Genomic DNA, 14,380 nt, shown 5'->3' on the forward strand with positions numbered 1-14,380 from the left:
CGCGAGTGGGCTCCGGCGTGCGGCGTGTCTTGGACACTCGACAGTGGGGAGACGGCGGGCGGGTGACGAGGCGCGGGGCGACGCGCGGCGCCGCGCGAGGGCGCGCCAGGTCGCCAACGCCGCGAGAGCGCGTCAGGCCGTCAACGCCGCGAGGGCCATGCGCGTCAGCGTGGGGCCCACGCGAGCGGCCGCCACCCCGCGCACGCTGTGCGGGGTCGAGTTGATCAGACCGAAGCAGGCCAGGGCGCGGACGCGGCGTTCGGCGGGGGTCTCGGCATCCGGGTCCGCGGCGGCGAGAGCCGCGGTCCACACCGAGACGTACGCGTTCTGCAGGTCGCGGACCGTACGGCGGTCGGCGGGCGAGAGGCGGTCGAGGTCGCGGTCCTGCACGCGGATCACGTCGGCCTCGGCGAGCGCGAACGCGACGTGGAAGTCGACGAGGGCGCGGAGCAGCGGTGCGCCCGGATTCCGCTCGGACGGGGAGTCCCCGGATGCCGAGCGTGCACGGCTGCGGGGATCCTCGGCGACACGCCGGTCGAGGGAGCCGTGGCCCGATGTGTCGTGAGGGGTCTCCGCCGTTGTGCTCGGGGTCGCGGGGTCCGACACCGCCGCGGTGACGGCACGCCCGCCGTGGAGGAGCCGCTCGCTGACGTCGACGAGGATCGCGCCGAGCAGCGCCTGCTTGCTGGAGACGTGGCGGTACACCGCGGGGCCGCTGACCCCGACGGCGGCGCCGATGTCTTCGAGGGTCACGCCGTCGAAGCCGCGCTCGGCGAAGAGACGGGCGGCGGCCGCGAGCAGCGCCGCTCGGCGATCGGCCTTGGCGCGGTCGCGCGCGGTGCCCGGGCGCGTTTCGCCGGCGTCGGCCGCGAGCAGCGCAGCTCGGCGATCGGCCTTGGCGCGGTCGCGCGCGGTGCCCGGGCGCGTTTCGCCGGCGTCGGCCGAGCGCTCGTCGCGCGCTTCACCGGCGTCGGCCGACGGCTTACCGTTCGCTCTTGTCATCGGCATCCCGTCGGGCTAGCCTGAAATCTCAGTTAGCCAACATTAACTGAAACCTATCCCCGGGGGAACGACCCCCCAACGGGAGCGACGATGCCGTCGACGACGCGGCGTCGAGACGGAGCCGCCATGAGCACAGCACCGGTTATCGATTCACCCTCGCCCGAGGCGACGGGCGAGGCCGCGCCCACGCAACGCTCCCTGGCGGTCGACCTCCGCGACACCCTCGCGCGGGCCGCGCGCGGGGGATCGGATGCCGCCCGCGAACGCCACACCGCGCGGGGCAAGCTCCTCGCCCGTGACCGCATCGACCGCCTTCTCGACGAGGGCAGCCCCTTCCTCGAGGTCGCGCCTCTGGCCGCCCACGGGCTCTACGACGGCGGCGCCCCCGGGGCGGGCATGGTGGCGGGCATCGGTCTCGTGCACGGGCGCCACGTGATGGTGCTGGCCAACGACGCCACCGTGAAGGGCGGCGCCTACTTCCCCCTCACGGTCAAGAAGCACCTGCGCGCCCAGGAGATCGCGCGTGAGAACCGTCTGCCCTGCATCGCCCTCGTGGACTCGGGCGGGGCGTTCCTGCCGATGCAGGACGAGGTCTTCCCCGATCGCGAGCACTTCGGCCGAATCTTCCGCAATCAGGCGCAGCTGTCGGCCCTCGGCATCCCTCAGATCGCCGCCGTCCTGGGCTCGTGCACCGCGGGAGGCGCGTACGTGCCCGCGATGAGCGACGAGAGCGTGATCGTGCGCAACCAGGGCACGGTGTTCCTCGGCGGACCGCCCCTGGTGAAGGCCGCGATCGGCGAAGACGTCACCGCCGAGCAGCTCGGCGGGGGAGACCTGCACGCGCGCCGCTCCGGAGTGGTCGACCACCTCGCCGACGACGACGCGCACGCGCTCGAGATCGTGCGCGACATCATCGCCACCCTGCCGCCGACTCCCGCGCCGGTGTGGGAGGTGCTGCCCGCGATCGCCCCCCGACGCCCGGCGGAAGATCTGTACGACCTCGTCCCCGTCGACGTGTCGCACCCCGTCGACATGCGCGCGATCATCGACACCCTCGTCGACGCGGGCTCCCTGCACGAGTTCAAAGCGCTCTACGGCGAGACCGTCATCACCGCCTTCGCGCGCCTGCACGGCCACCCGGTCGGCATCATCGCGAACGACGGGGTGCTGTTCAGCGAATCCGCGCTCAAGGCGGCGCACTTCATCGAGCTCGCCGACCAGCGCGGCATCCCCCTGCTGTTCCTGCAGAACATCACCGGGTTCATGGTGGGGCGCGATGCCGAGGCCGGCGGCATCGCCAAAGACGGCGCCAAGATGGTCACCGCCGTCGCCACCACGCGGGTGCCCAAGCTCACCGTGCTCGTGGGCGGCTCGTACGGCGCGGGCAACTACGCGATGTGCGGGCGCGCGTACGATCCGCGGTTCCTGTGGACCTGGCCCGCGAGCCGCATCTCGGTCATGGGCGGCGCGCAAGCGGCATCCGTGCTCTCGACCGTCACGCGCGATCAGCGCGCCGCCCGCGGTGAGGAGTGGACGGATGCCGACGACCAGGCGTTCCAGAAGCCGATCCGCGAGCGCTACGACGAACAGGGCAGCCCGTATTACGCCACCGCCCGCCTCTGGGACGACGGCGTGATCGACCCCACCGACACCCGCACGATGCTCGGGCTCGCGCTCGACGTCGTCAGCCGGGTGCCGCTGGCCGACCGGGGCTTCGGCCTCTTCCGGATGTGATCCCCGTGCCCACGATCCCCGACTCCGACCCGCGCCCGTTCTCCTCCGTGCTCGTCGCCAACCGGGGAGAGATCGCACGTCGGGTGTTCCGCACGCTCCGGCGTCTCGGCATCCGCTCCGTGGCCGTGTACACCGACGCGGATGCCGACGCCCCCCACGCCCGCGAGGCGGACCATGCCGTGCGCGTGTCCTCGTATCTCGACGTCGATGCGGTCGTCGCGGCGGCCGTCGCCGGCGGTGCCGAGGCCGTGCACCCGGGCTACGGCTTCCTCAGCGAGAACGCCGGTTTCGCTCGCGCGTGCGCCGCGGCCGGGGTCGTCTTCGTCGGCCCGGGCGTCGAGGCGCTCGAGGTCATGGGCGACAAGATCCGCGCGAAGGAGCACGTCGCCGCCCACGGGGTGCCGACCGTGCCGGGGTTCTCGGCGACCGGGCTCACCGACGCCGAGATCGCCGTCGAGGCCGACCGTGCCGGGTACCCCCTGCTGGTGAAGCCCTCCGCCGGCGGGGGAGGCAAGGGGATGACGGTGGCCACCCGCCCCGATGACCTCGTCGACGCCCTCGCCACGGCCCGCCGGGTGGCGGCATCGGCCTTCGGCGACGACACCCTGCTCCTCGAACGCCTCCTCGAGCGCCCCCGGCACATCGAAGTGCAGGTGCTCGCCGACCGGCACGGCACGACGCTGTCGCTCGGCGAACGCGAGTGCACCCTGCAGCGCCGGCACCAGAAGGTCATCGAGGAGGCACCCTCGCCGGTCGTCGACACCGAGACCCGCCGACGTCTGGGCGAGGCAGCCGTGGCCGCTGCCCGCAGCGTCGGATACCTCGGCGCGGGCACCGTGGAGTTCCTCGTCTCGGGTGACCGGCTCGACGAGCCGTTCTTCATCGAGATGAACACGCGCCTGCAGGTCGAGCACCCCGTCACCGAGCTCGTCACCGGCATCGACCTCGTCGAGCAGCAGCTGCGGGTCGCGGCGGGGTTCGCGCTCGATCTGCCCGAGGTGCGTCTCGACGGGCACGCGATCGAAGCCCGGGTCTATGCCGAGACGCCTTCTCGCGGATACCTTCCCGCCACCGGCACCGTGGTCCACTGGCACGCCGGAGACGCGCGCGTCGACAGTGCCGTCGAGACGGGATCGGTCATCAGCGCGCTCTACGACCCCATGATCGCGAAGGTCATCGCGCACGGACCCGACCGCGCCACCGCGCTCGCCCGCCTCGACGCCGCCCTCGCCGACACCGTCGTGCTCGGCGTCGACACGAACATCGCCGACCTGCGGGCGCTGCTGGCCGATCCCGCGGTGCGGGCCGGTGAGCTCGATACCGGGCTGCTGGATCGGCGCGGAACGCCCGCGGCTCCCCACCCCTCGACCGCCGCGCTCGCCGCGGTCGCCGACCGCGTCGCGGGTGAACAGACCCAGGATGCCGGCACCCCGGCCCTCGACTCCGTCTGGCGCCGCGTCGGACCGTGGCGTGCCGGGGGAGCGGCCGCCCCGCGGATCATCCACCTCGAGGACGACGCCGGTCGCGTGCACGACGTCGCGCCCGGGGTCATCCACCTCGGCGACGACCTGGAGCGCGCGCACGATGTGGCTCCCGGCCCGGTTCAGGCCGCTGTCGTGACCGGTGGGCCCACCGAGTACTGGGTGCACGCCGACGGCGGGGCGCACCGGCTGCGTGTCGTCTCGCGGCGGGCGGCCGCCGAACGGCGCCGGGCGGCCGCGGGTCGGGCGCCGGGAACGATCGACCCCGACCTCGTCGCCCCGCTTCCGGGCACCGTCGTCGCCGTGCACACCGCCGACGGCGACGCGGTCGCGGCGGGGGACCGGCTCGTCACCATCGAGGCGATGAAGATGGAGCACACAGTGACCGCTCCCCACGCCGGCACCGTGCGGCTGCGCACGTCCGCGGGCGCGCAGGTCGCCCGCGATGCGGTGGTCGCGACCGTGACGCCGGCTGCCCCCGCGGGAGAGGCGTCGACCGGCTCACCGACCGGAGCTGATCAGGTCGCTGAGCCCATCGACGCCCCCGCGGGGCGCGAATCCTCGCGCACCACCTCGGCGATGCGCACAACCTCCGTCGCCGATGCGGCGAGTGCGGCGGAGGATGCGCGAATTGCGGAGGATGCGCACGCCGGCGCAGACGCAGACCCAGACGCCGCACCCGCGAAACCCCGCGATTCCGCCGCCACCCTGGCATCCTCTCTCCCCGCTTCCCCCATCCCCGCTTTCCACAAGGAGACCCTCCCGTGAGCATCGACAGCCAACAGGCCTTCACCGACGACGAGCGCGACCTCAGCGCCATGGTGCGCGAGTTCGCCGACGAGGTGATCGCGCCCCGCTCGTACGAGGCCGACCGTGCGCACGAACTGCCCCTCGACCTGGTCGCGCAAATGGGCGAGCTCGGCCTGTTCGGGCTGCCGTTCCCCGAGGAGGTCGGCGGGCAGGGCGGCGACTACGCGAGCCTGTGCGTCGCGATCGAGGCGATCGCGCGCGTCGACCAGTCCATGGCGATCACCCTCGAAGCGGGAGTGGGGCTCGGCGCCATGCCGATCTACCGCTACGGCACCGAGGCGCAGAAAGCCGAGTACCTCCCCGACCTCGTCGCCGGTCGCGCGCTCGCCGGCTTCGGGTTGACCGAAGCCGAAGCGGGAAGCGACGCCGGCGCGACCCGCACCACCGCCCGACTCGAGGGTGACGAGTGGGTGATCGACGGGTCGAAGCAGTTCATCACCAACTCGGGCACCGACATCACCCGGTTCGTGACCGTCACCGCGGTGACCGGTCGCACGGGCGATCGCCCCGAGATCTCGACGATTATCGTGCCGAACGGCACCCCCGGCTTCACCGTGGGCCCGGCCTACGACAAGGTCGGCTGGAACGCCTCCGACACCCACCCGCTGCACTTCGACGGCGTGCGCGTGCCCGCGGCCCACCTGCTGGGCGAGCGCGGACAGGGGTTCAAGAACTTCCTCCGCACGCTCGACGAGGGTCGCGTGGCGATCGCCGCCCTCGCGACCGGAGCCGCCGAGGGCTGCCTCGAAGCGGCGGTCGACTACGCCCGCACCCGCACCGTGTTCGGTGAGACGCTGTCGACGCGTCAGAGCATGCAGTTCCTGCTCGCGCGCATGCACGCCCGCGTGCACACCGCCCGGCTGGCCTGGGTGCACGCGGCGCGGCTGTGCGACGCCGGAAAGCCGTTCTCGGTCGACGCCGCGGTCGCCAAGATGACCGCGAGCGATGCGGCGATGGCGAACGCGCGCGATGCGACGCAGGTGTTCGGCGGCAACGGGTTCATCAACGAGTACGCCGTCGCCCGGCACTACCGCGACTCGAAGATCCTCGAGATCGGCGAGGGCACGACCGAGGTGCAGCTCATGGTGATCTCGCGCGCGCTGGGACTCACCGGTACCGTGGCGGCATGATCGAGCAGCGCGGCCTGTATCTGGACGAGTTCGTCGTCGGCGAGAGGTACGCGCACCGCCCCGGTCGCACCGTCACCGACGCCGACAACGTGCTGTTCACCACCCTCACGATGAACACGCAGGCCCTGCATCTGGATGCCGCCTACGCGGCGACCCAGCCCTTCGGCCGGCCGCTCGTGAACTCGATGTGGACGCTGTCGACACTCGTGGGACTGTCGGTCGCGCAGCTGACGCAGGGCACTCTCGTCGCCCAGCTGGGGCTGACCGACGTCAGCTTTCCCGCCCCGCTGTTCGTCGGCGACACCCTCACGGCCGAAACCGAGGTCGTGTCGGTGCGCGCCTCGAGCTCACGCCCCGGTCAGGGGATCGTGGTGATGGCGCACACCGGTCGATCGCAGAACGACGAGGTGGTCGTCACGGCGACGCGGACCGTGCTGGTGTGGGCGCAGGAGGGGCGGGCGTGAGCGGGTCCGCGCTGCGCTGTGTCTCACGTCCGGGGGCTGTTGCGTGAGCGGGTCGTTCGAGCTCGGCCCGGCGCTGCTCTTCGTTCCCGGAGACCGGCCCGAGCGGCTCGCCAAAGCCCTCGAGCGCGCGGATGCCGCGATCCTCGACCTCGAAGACGCCGTGGCCCCGGATGCCAAGGCCGCCGCCCGTGAGGCGCTGATCGCCGCCGATCCCGATCCCGACCGGGTCGTGGTGCGGGTGAACGCTCCCGCGACCGCCGATTTCGTGCTCGACCTCGCCGCGCTGGCGCAGACCCGCGTGCGCACGGTGATGGTCGCCAAGGCCGAGGACCCGGCATCCCTCGATCCTCTGGTGTCGTACGAGGTCATCGCCCTCTGCGAGACGGCGCGCGGCGTCGTCGCGGCCGAACAGCTCGCCGCGTGCACGCAGGTGGTGGCGTTGATGTGGGGCGCGGAAGACCTCGTCGCGAGCCTCGGCGGCACCTCCAGCCGCGGGGACGACGGCGGGTATCGCGACGTCGCCCGCCTCGCGCGCGCCCGGGTGCTTCTCGCCGCGGGAGCGTTCGGCAAGCGGGCGATCGACGCCGTGCACGTCGACATCGCCGACCTCGAGGGTCTCGCGGTCGAGGCGCGGGATGCCGCGGCATCCGGGTTCGCGGCCACCGCGTGCATCCACCCGGGGCAGGTCGCGGCGATCCGCGAGGCCTACGCCCCCCGCCCGGAGCAGGTGGAGTGGGCGCGCGACGTGCTCGCGGCCGCCGAGGGCGAGCGCGGGGTGTTCCGGTTCGAAGGGCGCATGATCGACGAGCCGATCCTGCGGCACGCGCGATCGCTCGTGCAGCGCGCGAGGCGCTGAGGCGGGGAGCCCGGTCTCAGCGACCCCGGCCCGGGCGTCTCAGCTCGCGACGCCGGCGTACGCCAGCATCTCCCACGAGTCGCCGTCGAGTCGGAACGTCGTCGCCGAGCAGTTCGGCAGGCGCTCGCCCTCGCGGGGGAACGCGCCGTCGGTGGCGTAGAGGATGACTTCGCGGATGAGCGCGCCGTGCGCGACGGCGATGACGTCGGCACCCTCGGGAGCGGCGGTCAAGGCCTCGGCGAGTGCGGTGAGCGCGCGCTCGCGCACCACAGGCCAGGTCTCGGCGCCGGGGACGTCGGCCGCGTGCCACGCTCCATAGGCCCGGGCGAACGACGGGGCGTCCATCCCCTCGGCGTCTCCGTACGACCGCTCCTGCAGGCCGGGGAGTCGCAGCGCCACGGTGGTGCCGAGTGCTGCGGCGATGACGTCGGCGGTCTCGGCCGCGCGGGACAGGTCGCTCGAGACCACCACCGCGTCGCGCCCGGCGTACTCGGCGGCGAGACGCTCGGCGAGCTCGCGCGCCTGGGCGCGACCGGTGTCGTTCAGGGCGATGTCGGTCGAGCCCTGGATGCGGCCCCCGGAGTTCCAGTCGGTCTCACCGTGTCGCACGAGGGTCAGGATCGTCACCGTTCGAGCCTAACCGAGCGCGGCATCCGCCGGTCCGGCCCTCCGGGCGGCAGGTTACGCAGCTCGCGCGGCTCGCACGGGTGGCGCGGGTGGGTCGCGCGGGGTGGTGCGGAGCGGAGGACGTGGGGGGAGGGGAGGATGCCGGGGCGGATTGCGGTCCTCCGCTCGTCCCAGATCCTCCGCCCGTCACGCTCCACCGCGCGACGGACCGGGCATCGCGGCCCGCAGCGCCCGCCGCAGGTGATCTCGACCCGCGAACGTCGGTTCCGCTGACAGGTGTCAGAGCAGCGCGGGCAGCCGCTCGGCGAGTGCGCGCAGCACGTGGGTGGTGCTCCCGTCGATCTTCACCGCGGCGCGCTGGTCGGCGCGGGTCTCGCCGCGGTTCACGATCACGACCGGCAGGCGCTTGCGTCGCGCCCGCTCGACCAGACGGATGCCGGAGTTGACCACCAGCGACGAGCCGGCGATCACCAGGGCCCCGCTGGTGTGCACGAGCTGCTCCGCCTCACGGAACCTCTCGACCGGGATGTACTCGCCGAAGAACACCACGTCGGGTTTGAGTGTGCCACCGCACACTGAGCACACCGGCACCACGAACCCGTCGGCCGAAGCGGGGGTGACGTCGCCGTCGGGGCCGAGCTCCACGTTCTCGGGCAGGCTGATCCACGGGTTGTCGGCTTCGACGCGCTCGGCGAGGTCGCGACGGTCGAACACCTGACCGCAGTGCAGGCAGCCGACCCGGCGCATCGTGCCGTGCAGTTCGACGACGCGTCCACTGCCCGCGCGCACGTGCAGCCCGTCGACGTTCTGCGTCACGACGCCGTTCGCCACTCCCGCGCGTTCGAGGTCGGCGAGCGCACGGTGCCCGTCGTTGGGTTCGGCGGCGGCGAAGACCTTCCAGCCCAGGTGACTGCCCACCCAGTACCGGCGTCGTGCCTCGGCGTTCGAGAGGAACTGCTGCGCCGTCATGGGCGTCCGCGTCGGAGCCCCCTTGCCGCGGTAGTCGGGAATCCCCGAGTCCGTCGACACGCCGGCACCGGTCAACACCGCGATGCGGCGGCCCGCGAGCACCTCGACGGCTCGATCGATGGATGCCAGGAACTCGGCATCCTCCGTCGTGTCGGTCATGCGCACCTCCGTCGTACCGAGTCTAGGACGGGCACCGACACCGGACGCGCGCGGGCGGCGGCGCAGGCGGCCGGCGCGGGAGGCCCCTACTTGCGCCGCTGCCAGGGGTAGGGCTTCTTCGGCTCCGTGCGCGCGATCCGCGCCTGCAGCAGGGCCGGCCCGAAGATGACGGCGAGCACGACGGCGAGAACGATCAGGCCGATGAGGCCGAGGACACCGTACGACCACACGTCGGCGAGAAAGCTCTGCAGATCCATACGGTGATCGTCGCACAGCCCCGGCCAGCGCCGCGCGCGGGCGGTCGCCGCGCGCGGCGCCGCCGACGGGGCCGAGGCGCTGGGGATACTGGGACCATGACCCCCCTTCCCCCTCCGGCCATGCTCGACATCACCTCGCTCCGCCGCGTCCGGCCCTGGGGCGGTGACCTCGTCGACATCGCGATGGCCGACGGGAAGATCACCGGCATCACCCCGGCGGGCACGGCCCCCATCGGCGTGCGGGAGTTCGACGGACGCGGTCTCCTCGCCCTCCCCGGCATCGTGAACGCGCACGCGCACGTCGACAAGTCGTGGTGGGGGCTTCCCTGGCAGTCCTACGGCGGCGAGGCGTCCACCGAGGGGCGCATCCGCCACGAACGCTCCGAGCGCGACCGCCTCGGCATCCCGTCGCTCGAGCGCTCCGCCCACGTGCTGCGCGAATTCGTCCGCCACGGCACCACCGCGATCCGCACCCACGTCGACGTCGACGGCGGAGTCGGCCTGCGCGGAATCGAGGCCGTGGAAGAAGCGGCCGCGGCATACGAAGGCGCGCTCGACGTGCGGATCGTCGCTTTCCCTCAAGACGGGGTCCTGCGCCGCCCCGGAGTCCTCGACCTGCTGCGCGCGGCCGCCGCCCGACCCCGCGTGGAGGGGATCGGCGGACTCGACCCGGCGACCATCGACCGCGACCCCGTCGGGCAGATCGACGCGATCACCGCGCTCGCCGCCGACACCGGCGTCGGCATCGACATCCACCTGCACGACCCCGCCGACCTCGGAGCCTTCCAGATCGAACTTCTCGTCGACCGTGCCGCCCGGCTCGGGCTGCAGGGGCGGGTGAACATCGCCCACGGGTTCGCCGTCGCGCAAATCGAGCCCGCGCGCCGCCGCGACCTGCTCGCCGCGATGGCCGAGGTCGGTGTCACCATGACCACGGTCGCCCCGCTCCGCCTGCCGCAGCTGCCGCTCGCCGAGCTCGACGAGGCCGGGGTGCGCTTCGCGTTCGGCACCGACGGCATCCGTGATCTGTGGAGCCCCTACGGCACCGGCGACACCCTCGGGATCGCCTGGCAGTACGCCCGCGCGGCGGGCCTCGTGCGCGACGACGATCTGCTGCGCGTCGTGCATCTCGCCACGACCGACGCGGCTTGGTCGGTCGGCCGGGAGACCCACGACCTCATCGAGGGTGCCCGCGCCGACATCGTGCTGCTCGATGCCGAGAACCCCCTCGATGCGCTGGTGCGCCTGCCCGAGCGGATGCTGGTCGTCGGCGGCGGGCGGGTGCTGCACGTGGCGTGAGGGTGCGCGGCGCCTGGTGCTGGTCCCGGTTCGCGCCGCCCGGCGCCCGGCCCCGGCTCGCGTCTCGCGCCTCGCGCCTCGTGCCGGCTCACGCCTCGTGCCGGCTCGCGCCTCGTGCCGGCTCGCGCCTCGTGCCGGCTCGCGCCTCGCGCCGGCTCGCGCCTCGCGCCGGCTCGCGCCTCGCGCCGGCTCGCGCCCGGCCCGGCCCCGGCTCGCGCCCGGCCCGGTCCCGGCCCTCACGCTCACGCTGAAGCCGTTGAGTGTCCAAGACGCGCCGTGCCAGCGGGCAGGGACGCGGCGTGTGTTGGACACTCGACGTGCTCCGGCCCTCACGGGGCGCCGGCGAGGCGCGAGCCCGGGCGTGGGCGCGGCCTAGTCCCGGGCATGGGCGCGGCCTAGCCCCGGGCCCGGGCCTACGCGTGGGCGTGGGCGTGGGCGCGGGCGTGGCCCCGGGCGCGAACGCCGGTGCGGACTGCGGGAGTGACGCGCGGCGCCGAAGCTGATGAGTGTCCAAGACGCGCCGTGCCAGCGGGCCCGGATGCGGCGTGTTCCGGACACTCGACGTGCTCCCGGGGCGCACGGGGCGCGGTCTGGGCGTAAGCGTGGGTGCGGAGCGTGGGCTTGGGCGCAAGCGTGGGGGTGGGCGCGGCGTGGGCCTGGGCGTAGACGTGGGGGGCGGATGCGGCCTGGACGTGGGCGGCCTGGACGTGGACGTGGGACCGGGCGTGGGCGTGGGCGCAGCGCGCGGCACGCGGCTGGCACGATGGGACGATGCCCGTCATCCCGCTCGACTCCGCCGACGACCCCCGACTCGCCGACTACCGCGATCTCACCGACGTGTCGCTGCGCCGGGTATCGGAGCCCGCGGGAGGGCTGTACATCGCCGAGTCGTCGAAGGTGCTCGACCGGGCCCTCCGCGCCGGGCACCGCCCCCGCTCGGTCCTGGTACAGCAGAAGTTCCTCGCCGACGCCCTCGCCCTCGTCGGTGAGGATGCCGAGGTGTACGTCGTCACGTCCGAGACCGCCGAGCAGATCACGGGGTACGCCGTGCACCGGGGGTTGCTGGCATCCATGCACCGCCCGATGCCGGCATCCGTCGCTGACGTCGTCCGCGACGCGCGGCTCGTCGTCGTGCTCGAAGACATCGTCGACCACACCAACATCGGTGCCGCGTTCCGCTCGGCGGCGGCCCTGGGCGCGGATGCCGTGCTGGTGACGCCGCGGTGCGCCGACCCGCTGTACCGACGCAGCGTGCGCGTGAGCATGGGCACGGTGTTCCAGGTGCCGTGGACCCGCCTGCCCGAGTGGTCGGAAGCGACCCCGCTGCTGCACGACGCGGGGCTCCACCTCGCCGCCCTCGCGCTCTCGGACGACGCCGTCAGCCTCGACGCCTTCTCGGCCGCGGGACACGAACGCGTCGCGCTGCTGCTCGGCGCCGAGGGCGACGGTCTGAGTCGTACCGCTCTCGCCGCGGCCGACACTGTCGTGACGATCCCGATGGCCGGGGGAGTGGACTCCCTCAACGTCGCCGCGGCGAGCGCCGTCGCGCTGTGGGAACTGGGGCGCGGGCGGCGCTAGTCGCGCAGAGGCGACCCCGAGACCTCGAACCGGAAGCCGCCGAACTCCCCGTTCAACAGGGGCCGGGCCTCGGCGATCGCGGCGACGACGTCGGGATGCCGCAGCGAGGCCTTATGCGCCTCGGGGTCGCGCCACATTTCGACGACGAACACGGTGTCGGGCTCGTCGTCGGTCGTGCCCACCTCGTACAGCTCGCAGCCCAGCTCGCGCAGCGCGTCGTTGCGACGAGTCAGGATGCCGACGAGCTCATCGCGTCGGCCGGGTTCGGTGCCGAGCGTGCCGGCGTTCACGAAGGTCATGCCTGAAGGCTAGCGAGGGGCTCGGACATCGCCGGGAGCCGCCGCGGCGCCGGGGCGCGCAGAAGGGTCAGAGCCCCGGCGGCTGCTCACCGAGCGAGCGCTCGCGGATCCACCGCTCCGACTCGGCCGCGGCGCGCACGCGCGGGTCGTGGTCGGCTTCGAGGGCCGTGAGCACGTCGTCGGGGAGGTCATCCTCGCCCGTGAGGTACCAGCGATCGATGACGGAGCCCTCGCGCAGCACGCGCCGCGCGCGGTCGTCATCGCGCGGCAGGCCGTCCGACGGAGTGTCGGCGCGTTCGATCGCGAGGTGCAGGTGGGCGGGGAGCGTGCCCGGCCCCGCCGGCGTCTCGCCCGCGGTGAAGAGGGTGACGACGACGTCGGCTCCCGTCCACTCCAGCGCGTCGATGGACTCGGCGTCCCATCGCTCGTCGTCGACCGACCACGTCGACCAGTCCGGCCCCTCGGAGTCGAACACCCAGCGGTGCGGCACGGCCTTCATCGCCGACGCGACCGCGAGGGCGGCGCCCCTCACCCGGCTCACCTCGCCGTCGAGGAACACCGACACGTGGGGCGCCCGGGCCGAAGACAGCACGTCCCAGCCGTCGGCGCTGAAGCGCCCGCTCTCGACCTCGGGTGTCCAGCCGGCCTCGACGAGTCCCGCGGCCAGTGACTCGGCATCGCGCAGCAGCACGTCGGCGTCGGCGGCGTCCAGCAGCGCGGTGACGGCGTCGGGCAGGTCGTCGTGGTCCACGCCGCTCACACCTGCGTCCCGCGTGGGCCCGCGGCATCCGGACCCGGCGCGAGGGTCACGACGGGCAGCGGCTCCGGACGCTTGGCGTGCACGTCGTCGCCCGACGACTGGTGCCGCAGGCGCCGCAGGACCCACGGCATGAGGTACGACCGCGCCCAGACCAGGTCGCGCTCGCGCGCGGCGCGCCACGTGCGCACCGGAAGCGTCTCGGGCTGCATCGGCTGCAGATCGTTGGGAACGTTGAGCGCCCGCAGCACCATGCGCGCCACCTCGTGATGGCCGAGCGCGTTGTAGTGCAGGCGGTCGTCGTCGAAGAAGCGCATGTCCTGCACCCCCTTGAGCCCCCACTGGTCGGCGACGACGCAGTCGTGGGCGTCGGCGATCGCGCGGATGTTCTCGTTGTAGATCGCGACCTTGCCCCGGATGCCGCGGAACACGGGCGTGAACTCGGTGTCGATCGCCGTGAACACCACGACGGTGGCGCCGTCGCGGCGCAGGCGCCTGACGGCGTCTTCGAACTGGCGCGAGACGGCGTCGGGATCGGTTCCGGGGCGGATGACGTCGTTGCCGCCGGCCGAGAAGGTGATGAGATCGGGCTTGAGGGCGAGGGCCGGCTCGATCTGGTCGGCGACGATCTGCGCGATGAGCTTTCCGCGCACGGCGAGGTTGGCGTAGGCGAAGTCGTCGACCTGCGAGGCCAGCACGGCCGCGACGCGGTCGGCCCAGCCGCGGTGATCGCCGTCGGGGAGCGGGTCGCCGATCCCCTCGGTGAACGAGTCGCCCAGGGCGACGTAGCGGCGCCACGGGTGGGGGCCGGGATTGTCGGATGCGGACGGGATGCGGGGCGAGTGCGGATCTGTCGTCATCGGTACCTCCTCGGTCCAGGCTAACCCCGACCCCCGACACGGCGGGAGGTGCCGGACGGCCGGGGCGGCGCACGCGGCAGCGGGTCGGCCGTCGCCCG

14 protein-coding genes are annotated in these 14,380 nt (G+C 73.4%); 7 read left to right on the top strand and 7 right to left on the bottom strand.

Annotated features, from left to right (window positions below):
* Window positions 1-132: 132 nt before the first annotated feature.
* Window positions 133-1,008, bottom strand: a complete 876-nt coding sequence (locus tag IFU19_RS04050) for a TetR/AcrR family transcriptional regulator (protein WP_249405347.1) — start codon at window positions 1,006-1,008, stop codon at window positions 133-135.
* A gap of 120 nt (window positions 1,009-1,128) precedes the next feature.
* Here IFU19_RS04050 and IFU19_RS04055 point away from each other — a divergent pair, with 120 nt between their 5' ends.
* Genes IFU19_RS04055 through IFU19_RS04075 form a run of 5 tightly spaced genes read left to right on the top strand, consistent with a single transcriptional unit; the run spans window position 1,129 to window position 7,477 of the window.
* Window positions 1,129-2,736, top strand: a complete 1,608-nt coding sequence (locus IFU19_RS04055; protein WP_192012999.1) for a carboxyl transferase domain-containing protein — start codon at window positions 1,129-1,131, stop codon at window positions 2,734-2,736.
* Window positions 2,737-2,741: 5 nt separating this feature from the next.
* Window positions 2,742-4,985 (top strand): acetyl/propionyl/methylcrotonyl-CoA carboxylase subunit alpha, encoded by a 2,244-nt coding sequence (locus IFU19_RS04060; RefSeq protein WP_342343376.1) that lies wholly within the window; start codon window positions 2,742-2,744, stop codon window positions 4,983-4,985.
* Window positions 4,982-6,157, top strand: a complete 1,176-nt coding sequence (locus IFU19_RS04065) for an acyl-CoA dehydrogenase family protein (protein WP_082509705.1) — start codon at window positions 4,982-4,984, stop codon at window positions 6,155-6,157. Before IFU19_RS04060 ends, IFU19_RS04065 begins: the two co-directional genes overlap by 4 nt.
* Window positions 6,154-6,621 (top strand): MaoC family dehydratase, encoded by a 468-nt coding sequence (locus IFU19_RS04070; protein WP_055837595.1) that lies wholly within the window; start codon window positions 6,154-6,156, stop codon window positions 6,619-6,621. Before IFU19_RS04065 ends, IFU19_RS04070 begins: the two co-directional genes overlap by 4 nt.
* A gap of 43 nt (window positions 6,622-6,664) precedes the next feature.
* The gene (locus IFU19_RS04075; RefSeq protein ID WP_192013000.1) at window positions 6,665-7,477 is read left to right on the top strand and encodes an aldolase/citrate lyase family protein; all 813 of its coding nucleotides are present in this window, start codon (window positions 6,665-6,667) and stop codon (window positions 7,475-7,477) included.
* 39 nt (window positions 7,478-7,516) lie between these two features.
* Here the strand turns inward: IFU19_RS04075 and IFU19_RS04080 are convergent, their stop codons facing one another.
* The 3 genes from IFU19_RS04080 to IFU19_RS04090 form a co-directional block, all read right to left on the bottom strand.
* A complete protein-coding gene (locus IFU19_RS04080; protein WP_192013001.1) occupies window positions 7,517-8,104 on the bottom strand; it encodes a histidine phosphatase family protein in 588 nt (195 codons plus the stop codon).
* Window positions 8,105-8,383: 279 nt separating this feature from the next.
* On the bottom strand, window positions 8,384-9,232 hold the full coding sequence (locus tag IFU19_RS04085; RefSeq protein WP_055837586.1) for a Sir2 family NAD-dependent protein deacetylase: 849 nt from the start codon (window positions 9,230-9,232) through the stop codon (window positions 8,384-8,386).
* Between the two features lie 86 nt (window positions 9,233-9,318).
* Window positions 9,319-9,489 (bottom strand): hypothetical protein, encoded by a 171-nt coding sequence (locus tag IFU19_RS04090; protein ID WP_156458872.1) that lies wholly within the window; start codon window positions 9,487-9,489, stop codon window positions 9,319-9,321.
* 96 nt (window positions 9,490-9,585) lie between these two features.
* Here IFU19_RS04090 and IFU19_RS04095 point away from each other — a divergent pair, with 96 nt between their 5' ends.
* Both IFU19_RS04095 and IFU19_RS04100 read left to right on the top strand, forming a co-directional pair.
* Window positions 9,586-10,788, top strand: coding sequence for an amidohydrolase family protein (locus IFU19_RS04095; protein WP_249405348.1), 1,203 nt, complete (start codon window positions 9,586-9,588; stop codon window positions 10,786-10,788).
* A gap of 771 nt (window positions 10,789-11,559) precedes the next feature.
* Window positions 11,560-12,366 carry a TrmH family RNA methyltransferase gene (locus tag IFU19_RS04100; protein WP_055837580.1) on the top strand — a complete coding sequence of 269 codons (807 nt, stop codon included), beginning with the start codon at window positions 11,560-11,562 and terminating at the stop codon, window positions 12,364-12,366.
* On the opposite strand, the gene IFU19_RS04105 is transcribed toward IFU19_RS04100, so the two are convergent.
* The 3 genes from IFU19_RS04105 to IFU19_RS04115 form a co-directional block, all read right to left on the bottom strand.
* On the bottom strand, window positions 12,363-12,665 hold the full coding sequence (locus IFU19_RS04105) for a putative quinol monooxygenase (protein WP_055940130.1): 303 nt from the start codon (window positions 12,663-12,665) through the stop codon (window positions 12,363-12,365). The two genes, IFU19_RS04100 and IFU19_RS04105, sit on opposite strands and share 4 nt — an antisense overlap.
* 67 nt (window positions 12,666-12,732) lie before the next feature.
* On the bottom strand, window positions 12,733-13,425 hold the full coding sequence (locus tag IFU19_RS04110; protein ID WP_191916327.1) for a hypothetical protein: 693 nt from the start codon (window positions 13,423-13,425) through the stop codon (window positions 12,733-12,735).
* Window positions 13,422-14,282: an SGNH/GDSL hydrolase family protein gene (locus IFU19_RS04115; RefSeq protein WP_055837571.1), complete on the bottom strand. Its 861-nt coding sequence runs from the start codon at window positions 14,280-14,282 to the stop codon at window positions 13,422-13,424. The genes IFU19_RS04110 and IFU19_RS04115 overlap by 4 nt, the downstream gene beginning before the upstream one ends.
* Window positions 14,283-14,380 lie beyond the last annotated feature (98 nt).

Source organism: Microbacterium sp. CFBP 8794 (genome assembly GCF_014841235.1).
In the GTDB taxonomy this organism is placed as follows: domain Bacteria; phylum Actinomycetota; class Actinomycetes; order Actinomycetales; family Microbacteriaceae; genus Microbacterium.